The organism is uncultured Campylobacter sp., from assembly GCF_938039245.1.
Lineage (GTDB): Bacteria > Campylobacterota > Campylobacteria > Campylobacterales > Campylobacteraceae > Campylobacter_A.
Map to the genome: position 1 here is coordinate 58,324 of NZ_CALHVN010000025.1, position 20,985 is coordinate 79,308.

20 protein-coding genes are annotated in these 20,985 nt (G+C 47.6%); all 20 read left to right on the plus strand.

Annotated elements, in window-relative coordinates:
* The first annotated feature begins 5 nt into the window (after window positions 1-5).
* The 20 genes from galE to Q0218_RS04300 all read left to right on the plus strand — a co-directional run bounded on the left by galE (window position 6) and on the right by Q0218_RS04300 (window position 20,974).
* The gene (gene galE / locus Q0218_RS04205) at window positions 6-992 is read left to right on the plus strand and encodes a UDP-glucose 4-epimerase GalE (RefSeq protein ID WP_297966561.1); all 987 of its coding nucleotides are present in this window, start codon (window positions 6-8) and stop codon (window positions 990-992) included.
* A complete protein-coding gene (locus Q0218_RS04210; protein WP_297966668.1) occupies window positions 989-2,311 on the plus strand; it encodes a UDP-glucose/GDP-mannose dehydrogenase family protein in 1,323 nt (440 codons plus the stop codon). Before galE ends, Q0218_RS04210 begins: the two co-directional genes overlap by 4 nt.
* Window positions 2,308-2,751, plus strand: a complete 444-nt coding sequence (locus tag Q0218_RS04215) for an ecotin family protein (RefSeq protein ID WP_297966564.1) — start codon at window positions 2,308-2,310, stop codon at window positions 2,749-2,751. Before Q0218_RS04210 ends, Q0218_RS04215 begins: the two co-directional genes overlap by 4 nt.
* Entirely contained in the window at window positions 2,748-3,980 is a 1,233-nt protein-coding gene (tviB, locus tag Q0218_RS04220; protein ID WP_297966567.1) for a Vi polysaccharide biosynthesis UDP-N-acetylglucosamine C-6 dehydrogenase TviB, read from the plus strand. The genes Q0218_RS04215 and tviB overlap by 4 nt, the downstream gene beginning before the upstream one ends.
* Window positions 3,980-5,494 carry an MATE family efflux transporter gene (locus Q0218_RS04225; RefSeq protein ID WP_297966570.1) on the plus strand — a complete coding sequence of 505 codons (1,515 nt, stop codon included), beginning with the start codon at window positions 3,980-3,982 and terminating at the stop codon, window positions 5,492-5,494. The genes tviB and Q0218_RS04225 overlap by 1 nt, the downstream gene beginning before the upstream one ends.
* Complete coding sequence (locus Q0218_RS04230; protein ID WP_297966572.1) at window positions 5,491-6,246, plus strand: glycosyltransferase family 25 protein; 756 nt, start codon at window positions 5,491-5,493, stop codon at window positions 6,244-6,246. The genes Q0218_RS04225 and Q0218_RS04230 overlap by 4 nt, the downstream gene beginning before the upstream one ends.
* 93 nt (window positions 6,247-6,339) lie before the next feature.
* Complete coding sequence (locus tag Q0218_RS04235) at window positions 6,340-7,404, plus strand: glycosyltransferase (RefSeq protein WP_297966576.1); 1,065 nt, start codon at window positions 6,340-6,342, stop codon at window positions 7,402-7,404.
* A gap of 1 nt (window position 7,405) precedes the next feature.
* The gene (locus Q0218_RS04240) at window positions 7,406-8,389 is read left to right on the plus strand and encodes a glycosyltransferase family 2 protein (RefSeq protein WP_297966578.1); all 984 of its coding nucleotides are present in this window, start codon (window positions 7,406-7,408) and stop codon (window positions 8,387-8,389) included.
* Complete coding sequence (locus Q0218_RS04245) at window positions 8,386-9,513, plus strand: glycosyltransferase (RefSeq protein ID WP_297966582.1); 1,128 nt, start codon at window positions 8,386-8,388, stop codon at window positions 9,511-9,513. Before Q0218_RS04240 ends, Q0218_RS04245 begins: the two co-directional genes overlap by 4 nt.
* A complete protein-coding gene (locus tag Q0218_RS04250; RefSeq protein ID WP_297966585.1) occupies window positions 9,503-11,863 on the plus strand; it encodes an STT3 domain-containing protein in 2,361 nt (786 codons plus the stop codon). Before Q0218_RS04245 ends, Q0218_RS04250 begins: the two co-directional genes overlap by 11 nt.
* A gap of 186 nt (window positions 11,864-12,049) precedes the next feature.
* Window positions 12,050-13,177: a N,N'-diacetylbacillosaminyl-diphospho-undecaprenol alpha-1,3-N-acetylgalactosaminyltransferase gene (gene pglA, locus Q0218_RS04255; protein WP_297966589.1), complete on the plus strand. Its 1,128-nt coding sequence runs from the start codon at window positions 12,050-12,052 to the stop codon at window positions 13,175-13,177.
* A complete protein-coding gene (gene pglC, locus Q0218_RS04260; protein WP_297966593.1) occupies window positions 13,170-13,775 on the plus strand; it encodes an undecaprenyl phosphate N,N'-diacetylbacillosamine 1-phosphate transferase in 606 nt (201 codons plus the stop codon). The genes pglA and pglC overlap by 8 nt, the downstream gene beginning before the upstream one ends.
* Window positions 13,762-14,367, plus strand: coding sequence for a UDP-N-acetylbacillosamine N-acetyltransferase (gene pglD, locus Q0218_RS04265; RefSeq protein WP_297966596.1), 606 nt, complete (start codon window positions 13,762-13,764; stop codon window positions 14,365-14,367). The genes pglC and pglD overlap by 14 nt, the downstream gene beginning before the upstream one ends.
* Window positions 14,368-14,614: 247 nt before the next feature.
* Window positions 14,615-15,703, plus strand: a complete 1,089-nt coding sequence (gene pglE, locus Q0218_RS04270) for a UDP-N-acetylbacillosamine transaminase (RefSeq protein WP_297966598.1) — start codon at window positions 14,615-14,617, stop codon at window positions 15,701-15,703.
* Window positions 15,704-17,482 carry a UDP-N-acetylglucosamine 4,6-dehydratase (configuration-retaining) gene (gene pglF / locus Q0218_RS04275; protein ID WP_297966601.1) on the plus strand — a complete coding sequence of 593 codons (1,779 nt, stop codon included), beginning with the start codon at window positions 15,704-15,706 and terminating at the stop codon, window positions 17,480-17,482.
* 2 nt (window positions 17,483-17,484) lie between these two features.
* Complete coding sequence (locus Q0218_RS04280) at window positions 17,485-18,381, plus strand: PDC sensor domain-containing protein (RefSeq protein WP_297966604.1); 897 nt, start codon at window positions 17,485-17,487, stop codon at window positions 18,379-18,381.
* Window positions 18,378-18,989: an imidazole glycerol phosphate synthase subunit HisH gene (hisH, locus tag Q0218_RS04285; RefSeq protein WP_297966607.1), complete on the plus strand. Its 612-nt coding sequence runs from the start codon at window positions 18,378-18,380 to the stop codon at window positions 18,987-18,989. The genes Q0218_RS04280 and hisH overlap by 4 nt, the downstream gene beginning before the upstream one ends.
* The gene (gene hisA / locus Q0218_RS04290) at window positions 18,989-19,699 is read left to right on the plus strand and encodes a 1-(5-phosphoribosyl)-5-[(5-phosphoribosylamino)methylideneamino]imidazole-4-carboxamide isomerase (protein ID WP_297966671.1); all 711 of its coding nucleotides are present in this window, start codon (window positions 18,989-18,991) and stop codon (window positions 19,697-19,699) included. The genes hisH and hisA overlap by 1 nt, the downstream gene beginning before the upstream one ends.
* 66 nt (window positions 19,700-19,765) lie before the next feature.
* Window positions 19,766-20,131, plus strand: coding sequence for a chemotaxis response regulator CheY (locus Q0218_RS04295; protein WP_297966609.1), 366 nt, complete (start codon window positions 19,766-19,768; stop codon window positions 20,129-20,131).
* A 12-nt stretch (window positions 20,132-20,143) separates the two neighbouring features.
* Window positions 20,144-20,974: a 50S ribosomal protein L11 methyltransferase gene (locus Q0218_RS04300; protein ID WP_297966611.1), complete on the plus strand. Its 831-nt coding sequence runs from the start codon at window positions 20,144-20,146 to the stop codon at window positions 20,972-20,974.
* Window positions 20,975-20,985 lie beyond the last annotated feature (11 nt).

Below are 20,985 nucleotides of genomic sequence, written 5' to 3' on the forward strand. Positions count from 1 at the left end.
AGATGATGAAAATTTTAATAACAGGCGGAGCGGGCTACATCGGCTCTCACGTGCTAAAGGCGCTTTTAAAGCAGGATGGGCACGAGATAACGGTCGTGGATAATCTCTGCAAAGGCACTACAAAGGCGCTTGACGCGCTTGAGAAAATCGGTAAATTTAAGTTCGTAAAGGCAAATTTAGAGGATGATTTAAGCGGGATTTTTGCGGAGGGAAAATTTGACGCGATTATCCATTTTGCCGCATTTATCGAGGTTTTTGAAAGCACGCAAGAGCCGCTAAAATACTACCTAAACAACACCGCAAACGTAGCTAAAATTTTGACCTATTGCAAAGAGTACGGCGTAAATAAATTTATATTTAGCTCCACTGCTGCCGTTTACGGCGAGCCCGAGATTGGCGAGGTCGATGAGCAAACCGTGGCAAGTCCGATAAATCCCTACGGCCGAAGCAAGCTAATGAGCGAGTGGATCATCAAAGACTACGCCGCCTCAAATGAAAATTTCAAATTTGCGATTTTGCGGTACTTTAACGTCGCGGGCGCCGACGAGGAGGGGCTCATCGGGCAAAACTATCCAAACGCCACGCACTTAATCAAAGTCGCGACGCAGACGGCTCTAGGTAAGCGAGGAAGCATGGGAATTTTCGGTAGCGACTATCCGACCGCAGACGGCACCTGCGTGAGGGACTATATCCACGTGAGCGACCTAGCAGAGGCGCATCTAAGCGCGCTGGAGTACCTAAACGAGCATGAAAAAAGCGAGACCTTTAACGTCGGCTACGGACGCGGCTTTAGCGTAAAAGAGGTTATTGAAACGGCTAAAAAAGTAAGTGGGATCGACTTTAAAGTAATTAACGCGCCTCGCAGAGAGGGCGACCCCGCATGCCTCATCGCAAAGCCAGAAAAGATAAGAAATTTAACTAACTGGCGGCCTAAAAGAGAGGATCTCGCGCTCATCATAAAAACCGCGCTTGAGTGGGAGAAAAGGCTGTGAGGATCGCAGTCGTAGGCACGGGCTACGTAGGACTAGTTAGCGGCGCGTGCCTAGCTAAAATGGGCAACGACGTCATATGCGTAGACGTGGACGAAGCAAAGATAAAAGCCCTAAATAACGGCGTCATACCGATCTATGAGCCGGGCCTTTCTGAAATCGTGGCCGAGTGCAGGGCAAACGGCGCGCTTAAATTTAGCGTCGATATCAAAGAAGCTTTGGCGCACGCTAGCGTGCTATTTATCGCGGTGGGCACGCCTATGGGCGCGGACGGGCAGGCCGATCTGCGCTACGTGCTAGAAGTCGCAAAAAGCATCGGGCAAAATTTAACATCGCCGCTAATAATCGTGGATAAATCAACCGTTCCCGTCGGCACGGCGGAAAAGGTTAGCGAGGTGATCGCTAGCGAGCTAAAAAAGAGAAATTTGGACGTCAAATTTGAGGTCGTCTCAAACCCAGAGTTTTTAAAAGAGGGCGCGGCGGTCGAGGACTTTTTAAAGCCCGATCGCGTCGTAGTTGGCACTAGCAGCGAGTGGGGACAAAACGTCATGCGCGAGCTTTATGCGCCGTTTATGAAAAATCACGATAGATTTATCGCTATGGACGTAAAATCGGCCGAGATGACCAAATACGCCGCAAACGCGATGCTAGCGACTAAAATCAGCTTCATAAACGAGATCGCGGGCATTTGCGAGCGTGTGGGAGCGGACGTAAATTTGGTCCGAAAAGGCATCGGCAGCGACTCTCGCATCGGTTATAGCTTTATATATCCTGGCTGCGGATACGGCGGCAGCTGCTTTCCAAAGGACGTCGAGGCGCTCATCTACACCGCTAGGCAAAAGGGCTTTGAGCCGAAGGTTTTAAGCGCGGTGGAAGCTAGAAACGCGGCGCAAAAAACGGTGCTTTTTGAAAAAATTTCAGCATTTTTCGGCGGAAATTTGAGTGGCAAAACGGTGGCGATTTGGGGGCTAGCGTTTAAGCCAAACACCGACGATATGCGCGAGGCTAGCTCGCTAGTGCTCATAAAGTCGCTAGAAAACGCGGGCGCAAACGTCGTCGCGTATGATCCAAAGGCCGCAAACGAAGCTAAAAAATATCTACCTAACTCAAATTTAAAATTCGCCCCGAACAAATACGACGCGTTAAACGGTGCCGACGCGCTCGCGCTCGTGACCGAGTGGAGCGAGTTTAGGTCGCCTGATTTTACGGAGATGAAACAGCGGCTAAAAAACGCGGTGATCTTTGACGGGCGCAATCAATACGACGCGAAAAATCTGGCAAATTTAGGCTTTAAGTATTTCCAAATAGGAGTGAAATCATGAGGAAAATTTTACTTTTTATCGCGGCTTGCGTGCTGCCGTTTGCGCTTTTTGCAGGCGAAAACGTGGCAAAAACCGAGGAAAATATTTTCGAGCTACCTATCTCAAAGATGCCGCCTGATTATTTTAAATACGAAGTCGCGTTTTTTAAAGAAATGAAAACCGACTGCAACTTCGCCTTTTTGCTCGGCGGAAAGCTCGAGGAAAAAGAGGACGCGCGCGGGGTTTATTACGAATTTAGCGGCGGCGACGAGCTAGCGCAAACGATGATGCTCTGCAAGGACGGAAAGAAAAAGAGGCGGGGTTATTATGAGCTCACTCAAATTTTACCGGGCGTTAGCCCTATTAAAATCATAACTCCGCAAGGCGTAGGCGCGGAAATAAGAGTGTATGAACGCGTAAAAAAGATAGAATCAAAAAAATTAAAAAGGAAAGATAAATGAAAATAGCCGTTATCGGACTAGGATACGTCGGGTTGCCATTGGCGGCGGCGTTTAGCGAGAAATACGAAGTCACGGGCTTTGACGTAAACGCTGCCCGCATAGAGGAGCTTAAAGGCGGGTATGACCGCACGCTGGAGCTAAGTGCTGAGCAGATGAAAAAAGCGATAGAGAACGGCATGAAATTTAGCCTAAATTTAGACGATATTAGAGATTGCAACTTCTTTATCGTTACCGTTCCGACGCCGATAGATAAGAATAAGCGCCCGGATCTAACGCCAGTGGTAAAAGCTACGCAAAGCGTCGCAAAGGTGCTAAAAAAAGGTGATATCGTCGTGTATGAAAGCACGGTGTATCCGGGCGTTACGGAGGAGATCTGCGTGCCGCTACTTGAGCAAAGCGGACTTAAATTTAACGAGGACTTTTTCTGCGGATACTCGCCGGAGCGCATAAATCCGGGCGATAAAGAGCATACCGTAACTAAAATCAAAAAAATCACTAGCGGCTCGACGCCGGAAATCGCCGACAAGGTCGATGAGGTCTACCGCTCGATTATTACGGCTGGCACGCACAAAGCGCCTACTATCAAGGTCGCCGAGGCCGCCAAAGTCATCGAAAACACGCAGCGCGACATAAATATCGCCTTTATGAACGAGCTTGCGATGATATTTAACAAGATGAACATCGACACGAACGCCGTTTTGCAGGCGGCGGGCACGAAGTGGAATTTCTTAAATTTCCGTCCCGGGCTAGTTGGCGGTCACTGCATCGGCGTGGATCCTTATTACCTCACGCACAAGGCGCAGGAGCTGGGCTTTCATCCCGAGATGATCCTAGCCGGACGCCGTATAAACGATAATATGGGTAAATACGCCGCCGATCAGGTCGTAAAACTGATGATAAAAAGGGGCGTTTTGATAAATTCGGCTCGCGTTTTGGTGCTTGGGCTTACGTTTAAAGAAAACTGCCCCGACATCCGCAACTCGCGCGTGATAGACGTGATCGAGGAGCTTAGGGATTTTGGTTGTCGCGTGGACATCTACGATCCGTGGGCGGACGAAGCGGAGGTAAAGCGTGAATACGGCTTGACGCCTCTAAAAAGCTTTGACGAAGCGGACTACGACTGCGTCGTGATCGCCGTCGCTCACGATAAATTTAAAGGGTTAAAATTTAGCAAAGCTCTCGTTTACGATATCAAAAACGTCTACGAAAACGCCGACGCAAGGCTGTAATGCTCGTAAATTTGATCAGCTCCATCGTCGTTTTTATCGTCTCGATGGGGATAAATTTTTTCCTCACGCCCTACATTTTAAAGAGCCTAGGCAACGAAGCCTACGGCTTTGTTGGACTGTCTAACGCTATCGTGGCCTACGCTTTAGTCGTGACTGCTGCGATAAACTCCGTTAGCGGCCGCTTCGTCGCGTACGAGTGGCATAGGGACGATATCAGCGCGGCCAACGCCTACTACTCGTCGGTTCTAGTCGTAAATATCTTTTTTTGCGTTCTTATTTTGCTTGGCGCGGGCATTTTTATCTTAAATTTACAAAGCGTGCTAAACGTGAGCGACGCGCTGCTTAGCGACGTGCGGCTTACGTTTGCGTTTTATTTTATAAATTTTTGCGTCGGGCTTTTTAACGGCGTCATCAGCGTCTCGATGTTTATAAAAAACAAGCTCTACATCATCTCTATTCGCAACGCCGCGTCTGGCGCTATTTTGGCTGCTCTCATCGTCGGGCTTTTTTATTTTTTTAGACCGATGATCGCCTATATCGCGATCTCCGCTCTAGTCGCGTCGCTCTTTGTGTTTTTTACGAGTGTTTGGGTTTCGCGCCGCATAACGCCCGAGCTTAAATTTAACCCGCGAGAATTTGACTTTGCGCGGATAAAAGAGCTGCTAAAATCGGGCGTCTATAATAGCTTTAACGCCCTAAACCGCGTGCTTATGAGCGGTATGGATCTGTTTATCTGCAATATCTTTTTAAACGCGAACGCGACGGGAATTTTAGCCGTTTCAAAGGCGGCTCCGATCATTTTAGAGAGCTTCGTGGCGCAGCTTAGCGCGATATTTGCACCCAAATTCGTCGAGCACTATTCTAAATCAAATTTGACCGCGCTTGTAGCGGAGGCTAAATTTTCGATGCGAGTTACGGCTTTTGTCATGAGCGTACCGGCGGCTATTTTCGTGGCTTTCGGGCGCGAATTTTACGCGCTTTGGTTGCCGTTTAAAAGCGCGGACGAGATAAATCTAATCTATAATCTCTCGATAATAACTCTAGTGCCGATTATATTTATCAGCTACGTTTTTTCGCTTTTTAATCTCGACGGCGCGACAAATAAACTAAAACGTCCTGCGATAGCAAACACCATTTTGGGTGCTGGCACGATTTTGGCGCAGATTTCCGTGCTTAAATTTACGGACTACGGCATCTACGGCATGGTTGCCGTCGGCGCCGCGCTTTATTCGGTGCGCATTTTGGGATTTGATCTCATAAACGCTGCCTTAAATTTGAGTTTGCCGCTTATCACTTTTTACGGCGTTTATTTTAAAAATTTAGCCGTTTTCGCGGCAGTTTGCGGGCTGTTTTTTTGGCTGCGAAATTTCGTGCAAATTTCAAGCTGGAGCGAATTTGCAGCGTATTCGGCAGTTTTGCTTGCAGTGGGATACGCCGCGAGCTTGTTTTTGATATTTGACAAAAGAGAGCAACGAGCCCTGATCAATAAAATCAAATCGAAGTTTAAAAGATGAAAAATTTAGTATTCGTTATCTCGCTAAAAAGCGACGTGGTGCGGCGTGAAAAGTTAAAAGAGCGGTTTAAAAATTATGACGAATTTAAACTCGTCGAGGCAACCGACGGCAGGGTAATGAGCGCAAAGGAGTACTACGGATACGCGCTGGCTAGCCTTGAGGCTTACGGCAGGCTGTTAAGCCCGTCCGAGGTCGGCTGCTCGCTCTCTCACGTGCGCGCTTACGAGGAGTTTTTAAAAAGCGACGCCAAATTTGCGCTCATTTTAGAAGACGACGTTATCGGAGACGAGGATGGCGTGAAAAAGGCGTTTGAAACGGCTGCTAAGATGCACGAGGGTTCGGCTCTCATCTGCGGCGCGCAAGACGGGCTGGAGGGGCGATTTAGCGCATTTGGTAAAAAGCTGGAGGAGGATTTTTGGCTAGTCTCAAAGCGCTCTTACGGCACGATTTACCGAGCGGCTGCTTACGTGCTTGATAGGCACGCGGCGGAAGCTATTTTACAAACGCACAAAAAGGCGCTTTGCGTGGCTGATTTTTGGCGGATTTTGCTTTTGCAAAACGGCTTAAAAATGTATTTTAGCGATATTTTCGCGCATCCGACCGATTTAGCGGACTCAAATATCCAAGCCGAGCGGGTACAAAGAGCGCAGGTAAAAGTCTCACCTCTAGCTCGTCTAAATAGCTTAAAATATGTCGCCGCAACGCGCTTTGAAGCGGCAATTTTGGGCTATGAGCGGATATTTAAAAGATAAGAGACTAAGCGATTATAAAGCTCAAAATTTATAAAATCAATAATTTTGAAGATTTATTAAATTTTCGCGCATCGATTAAAATTTGGAGAGAGAATGAAAGTTTTATTTATAATTTCGACCCTGCAAGCAGGCGGCGCCGAGCGCGTGATGAGCTTGCTAGCGAGCTATTTTGCGAAATTTCATGACGTAACGCTTTTAAAATTTGACACCAAACCGCCGTTTTACGAGCTAGACGAGAGGATAAAGCTGATCGATCTGCCTTTCCCGATGGTGAAAAAAGGCTTTTTTGCAAATTTAATAAGGCGCGTGAAAAAGTTTTTTTATCAGCGAAATTTGATCAAAAACGGCGGGTTTGACGTCGTTATCTCCTCGATGGATAGCACCAATATCAACGTGATTTTGTCGAATTTATTTATCGGTAAGCCGCTTTTTATCAGCGAGCACTCAAGCGCCGATTTTTTCAAAGGGCGCGGCTGGCTGTTTTTGCGCCGTATACTCTATCCGCTAGCTAGCGGACTCACGGTACTTACGAAAGAGGACTACGAGTACTATAGCTTCGTAAAAAATAAAACCGTGATGTATAATCCTATGTTTGAAGCCAAAAAACAGGGCTTGCCGAAGGAAAATATCATCCTTTTCGTCGGTCGTCTCATCTCGCTTAAGGGCTGCGACGTATTTTTAAAGGCTATGAGTTTAGTCGATAAAGAGCTTTTAAAAGACTGGAAAATCGTGATAGCGGGCGCTGGCGAAGAGAGGCAAAGACTAGAGCTCATCGCGCACGAGCAACTGCATCTAAATGCCGAATTTATCGGGCAAACGAGCGATGTTGCTTCGCTTTACGAAAGATCTAAAATTTTAGTCTCAAGCTCTAAAACCGAAGGCTTGCCAAACGTTTTAATCGAGAGCGTATTTTTTAACTGCGCTAGGGTGGCGACTGCTACAAGCGGCGCAAAAGAGCTTATCGAGGACGGCAAGGACGGATTTTTAGTGCCGATAGACGACGTAAAAGCGCTCGGAAGTAAAATCGAACTCTTGATGCGCGACGAGGAGCTTAGACAAGAGCTGGTAAAAAACGCCAACGAGCGCAAAAACGCCTTTAAAACCGATCAAATTTATCAAAAATGGATGGATTTTATCACGCAAAATATAAAGAACTAAAATGCTAAAAGTAAGCATAATAATCCCGACCTACAACCGCAAAGAGCTTTTTGAAGCCGCCCTAAAAAGCGCGCTGGCTCAAGACTACGAAAATAAAGAAATCATAATCAGCGACGATAACTCAAACGACGGCACGCGCGAGCTTGCGCAAAGTTACGTCGCTAAATTTGACAACGTAAAATACGTCTTAAATCAAACTTACGACCGCGGCCCAAACGGCAATAAAAACAACGGCTTTGATCACGCTAGCGGCGATGCTTTCGTGATACTAGACGACGATGACTTGCTGATAGAAGGCGCCATAAGCAAGATGGCGATCGTACTAGAGCAAGGGTATGCTAGCGTTTGGGCGAACTGTTATTTTGAGATTGACGGTGAGCCGACGACGAAATTTTCGGGATTTGGACTGAGTAAAAGCGGGGAAATTTCGCCGCAGGACTACTACGACGGCAAGATAACGGGCGAGTTTTTGATAATGTTTCGTCGCGACGCCATCGGCCAGAGGCGCTTTGAAAAGGGGCTTTACGGTAGCGAAAATACGCTTTGGATATATCTTTTTGACCTTCCTGCTTACTATCTGAATGATGCAGTGCGTATTTACCGCTTTCACCGCAGCGACAGCGTCACGATAAACTCGTTTAAACGCCCGCTTTGCATAATGAAAGGCTACGCGATGACTGCGGAGCTTATTTTGCAAAAGATCGCCGAGAAAAATGCTCAAGCTAGCGCAAACGGGGCAAATTCGGCCGAGCCGAAATTTTGCATAAACGACGCTCACATCGCGATCCTATATAAAATGGCGGCGTACTATGCGAAATTTGGCGGCGAATACAAAAAAATGTACGAATATCTTTTTAAAAGCCTCAAATTTAAATTTACCAAAGAAGCGCTTGCGATGCTGATTTTAAGCCCGTTTCCAAAGTCCATGATTTTGTTTTTAACTAAAATTCGCGTTTGGATCTACAAAAAAACGCACGGCGAATGAAAAAATTAGCCGTTTTTCTCTACTCGATGGGGCCTGGCGGCGCGGAGCGCGTGGTTTCAAATTTGCTCCCGGCTCTGTGCGAAAAATACGAAGTTCATCTCGTTTTAATGAGCGAGGTCGTAGCCTACGAGATACCAAGCGCGGTAAAAATTCACTTCCTCGAGCGCTCGGATCCATACGAAAGCGGCGTAAAAAAGCTATTTCGTTTGGGGCTTTTGTTTCCGTTTCTAGCCTTAAATTATAAAAAACTTTGCGACGATTTGGCTATCGACCTGCATTTTGTCTTAATGAACCGGCCTTGTTATATCGCGCTTTTAGCAAGGATCGCCGGAGTAAAAGGACGCATGGTGATAAGCGAGCGCAGCTGTCCGTCGGTCATCTATAAAAGCGGTCTTAGCGGGTTTGTTAATAGAATTTTGGTTAAGGCGCTTTATCCTAGGGCTGATCTTATCCTAGCTAACGCGCAGGGAAACGCCGATGATCTCGTGCGAAATTTCGGCTGCGACGCCGCAAAAACTAAGGTGCTATATAACGCGGTCGATTTAGCGGCGATAAAAACTCTCGCCGATGAGCCGCTAGAGGATAAATTTAAGCCGTTTTTTCTAAACATCGGACGGCTTGATAGCGGTAAAAATCAAGCGATGTTAGTAAAAATAATCGCAAATTTAAACGACGAGCGCGCGACGCTTGGGATACTTGGCAAGGGGCCTTTGCAAGGCGAGCTTCAAAATTTGATCGACGAGCTTGGCGTAAGCTCGCGCGTAAAGCTGCTAGGCACGGATAAAAATCCGTTTAAATTTATCAAAAACGCGCAGTGTTTCGTCTGCGCTTCGCGGTTTGAGGGCTTTTCAAACGTGCTTTTAGAGGCGCTTGCTTGCGAGAGATTTATCATCTCCACCGATCACAAAAGCGGCGCTAGGGAGCTTCTGGGCGACGATGAGTACGGCATTTTAACGCCCGTTGACGACGAAAAAGCGATGGAGACTGCGATGAGGCGAGCGCTTGAGGATGAAAATTTAAGGCGAGATTATGAAAAAAGAGCGTACAGCCGCGTAGTAAAATTTGATAAAAACGCCGTCGCGGCGCAGCTCATAGGATATTTAGAAGGTGAAAATGGCGAGTAAAATTTTAGAATTCCCAGGCAAATTTAAATTTTCAAAGCAAACTTGCTTTTTGATACTTGCGGCGTTTATTTTTAGCGTGGTTTGCAGGCTATACTGGGTGTACTGGGCGGGCGAATACCAGCACTTTTTCTGGAACGATCAGCTCATGATTAGCACAAACGACGGCTACGCCTTTGCCGAGGGCGCGCGCGATATGATAGCGGGCTTTCATCAGCCAAACGACCTTAGCTACTACGGCCGTTCGATGCCGACGCTTACGTATTTTTTGTATCAAATTTTACCTTTTAGCTTCGAGAGCATTTTACTTTATATGAGCGTGTTTTTTAGCTCGCTTATCGTTATTCCCGTGATTTTGATAGCCAAAGAGTACGAGATGTCCGGCGCGGGCTTTGCGGCGGCGCTGCTAGCTAGCATCGCAAACAGCTACTACAATCGCACGATGGCGGGCTACTACGACACCGATATGCTCACGATCGTGCTGCCTGCGTTTAGCGTCTGGGCGATGATACGCCTCGTGCAGAAAAAAAACGTAAACGACCTCATTTTTATCCCGATTTTTATCCTTATAAACGACTGGTGGTATCCTAGCTCGTATTCGCTAAATTTTGCGATGCTGGGCGCATTTTTGCTCTATACTTTGATTTTTGATAGGAAAAACGCGCTAAATTACGAGGCCGTTATTTTGATGATAGTAGCGCTTACCTATATCGATTTTTACGCTAAAAGCGCGCTTGCAGTCGCGCTTTATCTAGCGATGAGATTTCGTCCGCAGATCTGGGATAAGCGCTTTGTCGCGGCTTGTCTTGCTTTAGCCGTCGCGCTTTTGGGTTTTAGCGGCGGGCTAAATCAAATTTTATTTCAGCTTAAATTTTACGTATTTCGCGGAGTTTCGGAGAGTAGCGAGCCGGTTTTTCATTTTTACAACGTAAATAAAACGATAATGGAAATGGATAATTTTTCATTTGAATTTAACTCGATAAACGCCTTTGCTAAGCGTATCAGCGGGCATATCGCGACATTTGCCTTGTCGCTGGTCGGAGTTGCCGCGCTGTGTTTTAAATTTCGCTCCTTTTTGCTTGCGCTTCCAATGCTTGCGCTCGGATTTTTAGCGCTAAAAGGCGGGCTTAGATTTACCATTTACTCCGTGCCGATTATGGCGATAGGGTTTGGTTATTTTGCCGTCCTTTGCGTGGATTTTTTCAAAAAAGATAAAATTTTAGATAAATTTTGCGCCGTTTGCGTTGCGGCGCTTCTTGCGTTTTTCTTTTTATATTTTGATAAATACTACAGCCTCTTGCACGGCAAATCTCCCCTTTTTGCTCCAAATTTTGTCGGCGAGGCGAGTTCTGGCGTATATCTAGCTACGCTTGCGGCGGCGGCGCTCGTTTGCGGGGCGGCTTTTTTTATGGTTTCTGGCTTAAACTCGCTCAAAAAACACTCGCTTTTAGAAAAAATTTGCGTCTTTTGTATTGCCGCACTTTCTTTGATGCCGTGTCTTGAGCACATTTACGTCTATAAGGTCGGCACGGTCTTTGCCAAAAGCGAAGTGGAGAGCCTAGATAAACTACGCAAAATAGCAGGGCGCGAGGACTACGTGCTGGCGTGGTGGGACTACGGTTATCCGATCCGCTACTATGCAGACGTCAAGACCCTCATCGACGGCGGCAAGCACCTGGGCAGGGATAACTTCGCGGTTAGCTTCGCGCTAGCGGCTAATCAACGCATGTCGGCAAATATGGCGCGTCTAGAGGTCGAGTACACCGAGCGAAATTTTAGTGAGAAATTCGGGCTAAATTTGGCGCAGATGATGAAGGACTATAACGCGACTAACGTAAATTCGTTTTTATATTCGCTAAACGACAAGAATTTTCGCCCGCCGCAAAAAACGCGCGAGATTTACTATTATTTACCGGACTCCATGCTTGATATTTTTAGCACCGTTTTGCGCTTTTCAAACCTTGATCTAAACAGCGGCGAGGAGTACGGGGCGATATTTTATCCGGGCAAGCCTTACTCCATAGACGAGGATACGATAAATATCGGCGGAGGTTTTAGCGTATCGGGCGACGCGTCTAAAGTCTATATCGGCGAGCGCGAAATGTCCGTAAATACGTACTTTGAAACAAGTTACGACGAGAAAGACAAGCTAGTCGTAAAAAAGCACGAGATGAACGCGGACGGTAAAATTTATCTCATTTTTATGAAGGATTACAGGCGGTTTTTGGTGCTTGACGAAGCGGTGCTAAACTCGGCCTACATACAGCTTTTCGTGCTCGAAAACTACGACAAAGAGCTATTTGAGCCGGTCGTTTTAAACGGCGCGGTTAAAATTTATAGGCTGCTAAGATGAGGGCGGCAAATTTGATCAAGGCGCCGGCGTCCACTAAATTTGCGATAGAGGTTTTTTAAATGGCAAAATTTGGATTTTTATCTCACGCCGATATGAGCCGATTAAGCGACGATACAAATTATCGTCGCGACTCGGCGAGCCACCTTGAGCGAATATCGGCGAAAAAGTCAGAAAAGGCGGCATAGCATGGCAAAATTTGGATTTTTATCTCACGCCGATATGAGCATTTACTTTTTCCGCGCTCCGATAATGCGCGAGCTAAAGCGGCTCGGGCACGAGGTTTTTGCTATCGCTCCGCAGGGCGAGTATACGGATAGGCTAAAAAGCGAGTTTAACTGCGTGACATACGAGCTTGACCGCGCGAGCCTAAATCCTCTAACCGTGCTTGAAAACTCAAAAAAGCTAGCCGAGATTTTACGCGGGCTAAGCTTAGACCTACTGCAAACCTCGGCGCATAAGTCAAACGTATTTGGCACCTTTGCGGCCAAAAAAGCGGGCATAAAGCGTGTGATAAATTTAGTCGAGGGGCTGGGCAGCTTTTATATCGATAACGACTTAAAAACCCGTCTGGTGCGCGCCGCGATCGAGACGCTTTATAAAAAAGCGCTAAAGATGAGCGACGGCTGCGTGTTCGTAAACGAGGCCGATCCGGCGTATTTTTTAAGCCGCGGGCTGATAGCCGAGGAGAAAATTTTTAAGATAAAAAGCGTGGGCGTGGATACGATCAAATTTGACGAAAACAGCGTGCCGGCCGCAAATTTGGGTGAAGATCTGCGCGGCAAAAAAATCGTGCTGATGATAGCACGCGCGATGTGGCACAAGGGCGTGCGCGAGTTTTATGAAGCGGCCGAGCTTTTGCGCGTGCGCGAGGACTGTGCGTTCGTCTTTGCGGGCGAAGGGTTTGAGGGCAACAAAAGCACGGCCGACGCAAAGTTTTTAAAAGGCGGAGCCGTGCGGTATCTGGGTGCTAGAGACGACGTGCCCGAGCTTTTAAAGGCTAGCTATCTACTCGCGCTTCCAAGCTACAAAGAGGGCTTTCCGCGCACGGTTTTAGAGGCGATGAGTATGGGTAGGCCGGTCGTGGCTAGCGACGTAGCCGGCTGTAACGAGGCCGTGACAAACGGTTTTAACGGCTTGCTTTGCGAGGCGAAAAACTCGGCCGATCTAGCCGCAAAGATAGAAATTTTACTAAACGATGAAAATTTGGCCCGCCAGATGGGGCGAAACGGGCGGGAGCTTGTCCTGCGCGAGTTTGACGAGCGAGCGGTTGCTAGGAAATATATAGAAATTTATAGGAAATTTATCGATGTATAGGGCGTTTTTTAAGAGATTACTGGATATTTGCGGCGCGATTTTTCTCATAGTTTTGATGCTGCCGATTATGGCGGTCGTCGCGGTTTTGATCTATTTTAAGGTTAGCCGTGACGTCATTTTTACGCAGGCGCGCCCGGGCTTGCACGCTAAAATTTTTAAAATTTACAAATTTAAAACTATGAGCGACGAGCGCGGCGCGGATGGCGAGCTGTTGCCCGACGAGATGCGACTAGGCGGCATCGGCAAGACTATTAGGAGCCTCAGCCTTGATGAGCTTCCTCAGCTTTTTAACGTGCTAAAAGGCGATATGAGCTTCATCGGACCGCGTCCGCTTTTGGTCGAGTATCTGCCTCTTTACGACGCCGAGCAAGCGACCCGCCACGACGTGAGACCCGGCATCACGGGGCTAGCGCAGGTAAACGGCCGCAACGCGATCAGCTGGGCGGAGAAGTTTAAATTTGACGCTAGATACGTCCGCGAGCTTAGCTTTGCGCTGGACGTTAAAATCGCGATTTTAACGGTGCAAAAGGTGCTAAAACGAAGCGGCGTGAGCAAAGAAGGCATGGCCACGACGGAGAAATTTAATGGCCACAACTAAAATTTACGTTTACGGCTCTAGCGGACACGGAGCCGTCGTCGCGGACGTAGCAAGAGCGTGCGGATACGGCGAGGTCGTGTTTTTGGACGATGCTAAATTTGACGGCAAAAACGTGCTCAAATTTGATCCGAACTTAGAAAAGGCGGACGTGATCGTGGCTATCGGAGATAATAAAATCAGACGCATCCTGCAAGAAAGAGTAAAAAACGCGGGCTTTGGCGTAGTAAATTTGATCCATCCAAGCGCGGTAGTAAGCGCTAGCGCGCGAATAGGCGAGGGCGCGGTCGTAATGCCGCACGCCGTCATAAACGCGCGCGCTAGAGTAGGCGAGGGTGCGATAATAAACACTGGCGCGATCATAGAGCATGACTGCGAGATCGGCGATTTTGCCCACGTTAGCCCAAACGCGGCGTTAGCAGGCGGCGTAATCGTGGGCGCAAATACGCACGTGGGTATCGGCGCTTGCGTCATCCAATGCATAAAAATCGGCGCAAACTGCATCATCGGAGCGGGTAGCGTCGTGGTACGAGATATCGCAGACGGTAGCGTCGCCTACGGCAATCCCGCTAAAGTTAGGCGAAATTTGAGCTAAATTTGAGAGCCAAAATAGCTCTCGTCAAATTTGCGCTCGCAACGACAAAAATCGCCGCAAACTAGAAAATAGATAAAAGTTGGCCCTGTCTCTAGCCGCATCAAATTTGACGTTTTAAAATACATTTTTGACGCAAAATTTAACAAAATCCCCATTTTCTACGCTCTAAAAGCGACTTTAAACGAGTTTTTATAAAAATATTTAGATTTTAAGTGCTACAATGCGTAAATTTCTTTAAGGAATAATAATGCAAAGAATTTTCCTAAGTCCGCCGCACATGAGCGGCAAAGAGCAAGAGTACATAAACGAGGTTTTTAAGAGCAACTACATCGCGCCGCTTGGCGAATACGTGAATAAATTTGAAGCGAGCGTCTCAAGCTACGCTGGTGCGCCCGATGCTTTGGCGCTAAATTCCGGCACGTCGGCGATCCACTTGGCGCTAAGGGTGCTAGGTATCGGCGCGGGTGACGCAGTGCTAGCCTCTACGTTTACCTTTATGGCATCCGTTAGCCCGATACTTTATCAAGGCGCTACGCCTGTTTTTGTCGATAGCGACGAAAGCTGGAATCTAAGCCCCGAGCTACTAAAAAAGGCGATCGCAAATTCGCCTAAAAAGCCAAAAGCGCTCGTCGTCACGCACCTCTACGGTCAGGCGGCAAAGATGAAAGAGATCTGCGAGATCTGCGAGCGGGAAAATATCGCCGTCGTCGAAGATGCGGCCGAGGCGCTGGGCGGATTTTTGAATGGCAAAGCGCTGGGCACGTTCGGACGGCTGGGCGCATATAGCTTTAACGGTAACAAAATCATCACCACAAGCGGCGGCGGCATGCTAGTTGGCGAAAAAGAGCTCGTCGAGAAGGCGAGATTTTATAGCACCCAAGCTAGAGAGCCGTTTTTGCACTACGAGCATAAAGACTACGGCTACAACTACCGCCTAAGCAACGTCCTAGGCGCGATAGGAACGGCGCAGATGGAGGTGCTCGAGCAGCGCGTGATAAAAAAACGCGAAATTTTTGAAAAGTACAAAAAAGAGCTTCCTGAGCTTGAGTTTATGCCTGAAACCCTAAATTCCCGCGGCAACCGCTGGCTAACGACCGCGCTGTTTAAAGAAAAAGGCGCGCATCTACGCGCGATAGAGGCGCTTGCGAAGGAAAATATAGAAAGCCGTCCGCTTTGGAAGCCGATGCATATGCAGCCGGTGTTTGAGGGGGCGCTAGCGTTTACGGACGGCACTAGCGAGGATATGTTTGCGCGCGGTATCTGCCTGCCTAGTGGTACGGCGATGCAGGACGAGGAGTTTGCGCGAGTAGTAAAAATCGTAAAGGAAAATTTATAAATGTTTAAGGCGACGAAGCTAAAGCGGCTTGCGTTTTTCCTGGGTTTTGACGTCGCGATATTCGTCGCGTCGTTTTATCTGGCGTATTTGCTTAGATTTAGCGGCGTGCTGCCTGATTATTTTAGAGGCGGACTGGTCGCGGGCTGCGCTACGATGGTGGTTTTAAAGCTATTTTTCATGTGGCTTTTTAAAATTTATAAGGTGCCGTGGAGATTTTTCGGACTAAACGAAGCGAGGAAAATTTTCCTCGTTCATCTTTGCTCGATCGTCTGCTTTTGGATCGTTTATTTTGCGATGCCTGCAGTTTTTAATCCGTTTCCTCGAAGCGTGGTTTTTATAGACTTTATCATCTCGTGCCTGCTAATCGGAAATTTAAGGATCGCCAAGCGTATGTTTTTAGACTTTTCTAAAAAGCCGCACACGGGTGAGCCATGCGTCGTTATCGGCGCTACGTCAAAGGCGCTGCATGTTTTAAAGGGACTTAGGCAGGGCTATATCGATCTATATGCGGTAGGCGTAGTAGACGGCAGGAGCGATCTGGTCGGCACTTACTGCGACGGATTTTTAGTGCAGCCAAAGAGCGAAATCGCAAATTTGATCAAAGAGTACAACGTAAAAACCGCCATCATCGCGCTAGCGCTCGGTCAAGACGAGCTAGCCGAGCTTTTTGACGAGCTTACGGCTTACGGCATCCGCGATATCAAGATTTTCTCGATGTTTGGCACCGGCAAGGACGCGATCAAAGATATCTCGATCGAGGATCTGCTAGCTAGAAAGCCAAAAGACCTAGATAGCAGCGCGGTGGAGAAATTTTTAGGCGGTAAGGTCGTTTTGGTCACGGGAGCCGGTGGCAGTATCGGTAGCGAAATTTGCAAGCAGTGCCTTAAATTTGGCGTTAGCAAGCTAATAATGATCGATCACAGCGAGTTTAATCTCTACAAAATCGGCGAGATAACTCACAGCGACAAAACCGTGAGCAAGATGATAAATATCGTAAACGAAGCCGACTTGCGCGCGGTGTTTGAGGAGTTTAAACCGCAGATCGCGATCCACGCCGCAGCTTATAAGCACGTGCCGCTTTGCGAAGCAAACCCTAAAGCCGCGGTCGTAAATAACATAATCGGCACTAAAATTTTGATCGATTTATCTATCGAATACGGCGTTAGCAAGGTCGTGATGATCTCATCCGATAAGGCCGTGCGCCCGACGAATATCATGGGCGCGACTAAACGCGTGTGCGAACTTTACGCGCTAAACTCGAATTTGCCGGCTAAAACCGAGATCGTCGCGGTGCGCTTCGGTAACGTTCTAGGCTCAAGCGGCAGCGTAATACCGAAATTTAAAGAGCAAATCGAAAATAATAAACCGCTAACCGTCACGCATCCTGATATCACGAGGTATTTTATGCTGGTTTCCGAGGCCTGTCAGCTCGTGCTTCAGGCTGCCTCGATCGCAAAGGGCGGCGAGCTCTTCGTGCTTGATATGGGCGAGCCGATAAAGATCGCCGATCTAGCTAAAAAGATGCTAATTTTATCAAACAAAGAGCACCTTGGCGTCGAATTTGTGGGCCTTCGCCCTGGAGAGAAGCTTTACGAGGAGCTTTTAATAAACAAAGACGACGTAAAAACCGAGTTTCAGTCTATTTTCGTGACGCACTCGGGCGAATACGACCTAGCCAAACTAAACGAGCAAATTAAAAATTTAACGCAAGCGGACGACGTCGCGGCGGCGCTCAAAGAGATCGTGCCGGAGTTTAATCACGCGCTAAATAAGGAATAAATTTGACGCTGCAAGATATACAGAGGTTTTCGGAGTTAAGATACAAGGCTAGAGCCTATATATGCTATCTTTTTAGTAAAAATTTGCCAAACAGGCTGCCGGGGGTAAACGCCGAGTCGATAAAAAGCGGCTTTGATAAAATGGCGCACGAGATAGAGGGCTTTGACGCGTTTTACGTACTTGACGCAAACGGCGTGCAAATAGGCGACGCCGTGAGCCTAAACGAAAAATACAAAGCCGGCGGCGGCGAAAACTGCAGCAATAAGTCTTATTATTACACCGCGGTGCGCGAGAAGCGCTGCGTGCTAAGCGACCCGTACCCGTCCTCGCTCACGGGCGAGCTGTGCGTGACGGCGTCCACTCCGATATATGACGATAAGGGAGAGCTAAAATTCGTAGCGTGTATCGACGTTTCGCTAGAAAATATCCTAGCCATCGTCTCTCACGGCAAGCTAGAGAGCTACTTCGGCAAATTTCTCAAGGTCGTTTACGCCGCGTTTTCGGTCGCGCTTTTTATGGTGGCGGCATTTCTTTTTGCGGATGGGGTGAAGAGATTTTTGTCCAAGGATTTTATGCACATCAATGTTGAGGAGATGTTTGAGACAACGATCGTGCTGACGCTTGCGCTTGCGATCTTTGATCTGGTTAAAGCGATATTTGAAGAAGAAGTGCTCGGAAAAGGAAAACATAGCGATAATGGCGAAAACAAGACGATGGTGCGTTTTATCGGCTCGATCATCATCGCGCTTGCGATCGAGGCTCTGATGCTCGTGTTTAAATTTGCCATCACGGCGCCCGATCACATCATAAACGCGATCTATCTGATCGGCGGCGTCGCGATGCTGATGATCGCGCTTAGCGTTTATCTTTTTGCTACCAAGCAAAGGAGCACGCATTGATCGGAATCATCGACTACGACGCGGGAAATTTAAGAAGCGTGTTAAACGCGTTTGAGAGTTTAAATTTAAAGGCGCGGCTGGCTGTTCGCGGCGAGGAACTGAGTAAATTTGACAAGATAATCTTGCCCGGCGTCGGGGCTTTTGGCGAAGCGATGCAAAAGCTAAAAGATAGAGATTTTATCCTCGCGATAAAAGAAGCCGCGGCCGGCGGAAAGCCGTTTTTAGGCATTTGCCTTGGTATGCAGCTGCTTTTTGAGCAAAGCGAGGAGTTTGGCCTAAACGAGGGGCTTGGGCTCGTAAAAGGGCGAGTGGTTAAATTTGACCCGTCTAAATTTGATATGCCGCTAAAAGTGCCGCACACGGGGTGGAATACCATAAATTTTACCAAGCAAACGCCGATAAATAAAGATTTAGCGGCTAGCGAGTACTTGTATTTCGTGCACTCTTATCACGTAGTTTGCGAGGACGATGCGGCGCTGGGCTTTAGCGAATACGGCTATAAATTCGTAAGCGCGGTGTGTAAAGATAATATTTTCGGTTTTCAGCCGCACCCTGAAAAGAGCTATGAGACGGGGCTAAAAATTTTACGAAATTTCGGAGAGATGTGATGGAAATTTTCCCTGCGATAGATTTAAAAGAGGGCAAGGCGGTTCGGCTTTTAAAAGGCGAAATGAGTAGCGCCAAAATCTACTCGGACGCGCCGTGGGAGCTAGCCAAAAGGTTTGAAGATATGGGCGCAAAGTGGCTTCATGTCGTCGATCTTGACGGGGCGTTTGCGGGTGAAGCGGTAAATCTAAAAACCGTAGAAAAGATCGCAAAAGCCGCAAATTTGCAAATCCAAATCGGCGGCGGGATACGCGATGAAGCGCGCATCAAAAGCTACCTTGATAGCGGTATAACGCGCGTTATCTTAGGCTCTACGGCGCTAAAGGATCCAAATTTTACTAAAGAAATGGCGCAAAAATACCGCGTCGCCGTCGGTATAGACGCCAAAGACGGCTTCGTCGCCGTGCAGGGCTGGGCGGAGGTGTCGCAGATGAGGGCGACCGAGCTAGCGCGCAAATTTGCCGGAGCCGGAGTCGAAGCGATAATCTGCACCGACATCTCAAAAGACGGCACCCTGAGCGGCGTAAACGTTGAGTTTACCTCGCAAATCGCAAAGGCAAGCGGTATAAATACGATCGCAAGCGGCGGCGTAAAAGATATGGAGGATATCGAGGCGTTAATGCGCGCGGGAGACGTTTACGGAGCGATCGTGGGCAAGGCGTACTACGAGGGGACGCTCGATCTAAAAGAGGCCTTTAAACTGGGCCGATAAATTTTTAAAGTAAATTTAAATATAAAATTTGCTAGAATTGGACATTTTTTAAAAAAGGATGCGATTGTGAAAATACTAGTAGTCGACGACAGCTCTACTATGAGAAGAATTATAAAAAACACCCTACAAAGGCTCGGACATCAAGAAATTTTAGAGGCCGAGCACGGAGTCGAAGCGTGGCAAATTTTGAGCCAGCACAGCGATATAAACGTGCTTATCACCGACTGGAACATGCCTGAAATGAACGGCCTTGAGCTCGTAAAAAAGGTCCGCGCCGAGGCAAAATACGTCGATATGCCTATCATCATGGTAACGACCGAGGGCGGTAAAGCCGAGGTCATCACCGCGCTAAAAGCAGGCGTCAATAACTACATCGTAAAGCCGTTTACGCCGCAAGTTTTAAAAGAAAAACTTGAAGACGTTTTGGGCTAAAAGAGCGTAAATTTGAAAGATAAATTTTACGAGCTTGAAGTTCTTTGCTCGCAGGAGCTTCGCGAGCTTTTCGAAGATCTCGTTTTTTCTTTGGGCGTTACTTGCACGCAGGAGACTGCCGGCGGGTTTATCGTCCGAGACGAAGACGAGCTAGATGAAGTGGAATTTGGCCTGAAAGAATACGCAAAATCTCTACAAGACGCGCTCGGCCGCGAGATCGAATTTAAGATAACAAAAAGTCAAAAAGAAAATAAAGACTGGCTAGACGAATACAAAAAAAACGTAAGACCGATAGAGATCGGTAAATTTTACATCCACCCAAGCTGGGAAGAGTCTAAAGACGGGTTTGAAAACATCATCATCGATCCCGCACTTGCCTTTGGCTCGGGTCACCACGAGAGCACGAGCGCTTGCATAGAGTATCTGCAAAAATATGCCGCAAACGGCATGAGCGCGCTTGATGTGGGCTGCGGAAGCGGGATACTAAGCATCGCTCTAGCAAAACTAGGCTGCGTCACGGATGCCTGCGATACGGATGAGCAGGCCGTGCAAAGCTCGCAGAAAAACGCCGAGCTAAACGGGGTTAAATTTAATCAAATTTGGACCGGTTCGGTGGCGAATTTGGATAAAAAATACGACGTCGTCGTCGCAAACATTATCGCCGACGTGATACTAATGCTAAAAAACGATTTAACAAATTTGCTAAAAGAGGGCTCATATCTCGTTTTGGCAGGCGTTTTAGATAAATACGAAACGCGAATTTTAGAGGCTTTTTCGTCACTCAAACTGATAGAAAGTCAAACCAAAAACGAGTGGAAAAGCTTCGTATTTCAAAAAGCGTAAAATAATTTAAG

Coding starts and splice junctions, on each gene's coding strand:
- galE (WP_297966561.1), top strand. CDS start 6: ATGAAAATTTTAATAACAGGCGGAGCGGGCTACATCGGCTCTCACGTG.
- Q0218_RS04215 (WP_297966564.1), top strand. CDS start 2,308: ATGAGGAAAATTTTACTTTTTATCGCGGCTTGCGTGCTGCCGTTTGCG.
- tviB (WP_297966567.1), top strand. CDS start 2,748: ATGAAAATAGCCGTTATCGGACTAGGATACGTCGGGTTGCCATTGGCG.
- Q0218_RS04225 (WP_297966570.1), top strand. CDS start 3,980: ATGCTCGTAAATTTGATCAGCTCCATCGTCGTTTTTATCGTCTCGATG.
- Q0218_RS04230 (WP_297966572.1), top strand. CDS start 5,491: ATGAAAAATTTAGTATTCGTTATCTCGCTAAAAAGCGACGTGGTGCGG.
- Q0218_RS04235 (WP_297966576.1), top strand. CDS start 6,340: ATGAAAGTTTTATTTATAATTTCGACCCTGCAAGCAGGCGGCGCCGAG.
- Q0218_RS04240 (WP_297966578.1), top strand. CDS start 7,406: ATGCTAAAAGTAAGCATAATAATCCCGACCTACAACCGCAAAGAGCTT.
- Q0218_RS04245 (WP_297966582.1), top strand. CDS start 8,386: ATGAAAAAATTAGCCGTTTTTCTCTACTCGATGGGGCCTGGCGGCGCG.
- Q0218_RS04250 (WP_297966585.1), top strand. CDS start 9,503: ATGGCGAGTAAAATTTTAGAATTCCCAGGCAAATTTAAATTTTCAAAG.
- pglA (WP_297966589.1), top strand. CDS start 12,050: ATGGCAAAATTTGGATTTTTATCTCACGCCGATATGAGCATTTACTTT.
- pglC (WP_297966593.1), top strand. CDS start 13,170: ATGTATAGGGCGTTTTTTAAGAGATTACTGGATATTTGCGGCGCGATT.
- pglD (WP_297966596.1), top strand. CDS start 13,762: ATGGCCACAACTAAAATTTACGTTTACGGCTCTAGCGGACACGGAGCC.
- pglE (WP_297966598.1), top strand. CDS start 14,615: ATGCAAAGAATTTTCCTAAGTCCGCCGCACATGAGCGGCAAAGAGCAA.
- pglF (WP_297966601.1), top strand. CDS start 15,704: ATGTTTAAGGCGACGAAGCTAAAGCGGCTTGCGTTTTTCCTGGGTTTT.
- hisA (WP_297966671.1), top strand. CDS start 18,989: ATGGAAATTTTCCCTGCGATAGATTTAAAAGAGGGCAAGGCGGTTCGG.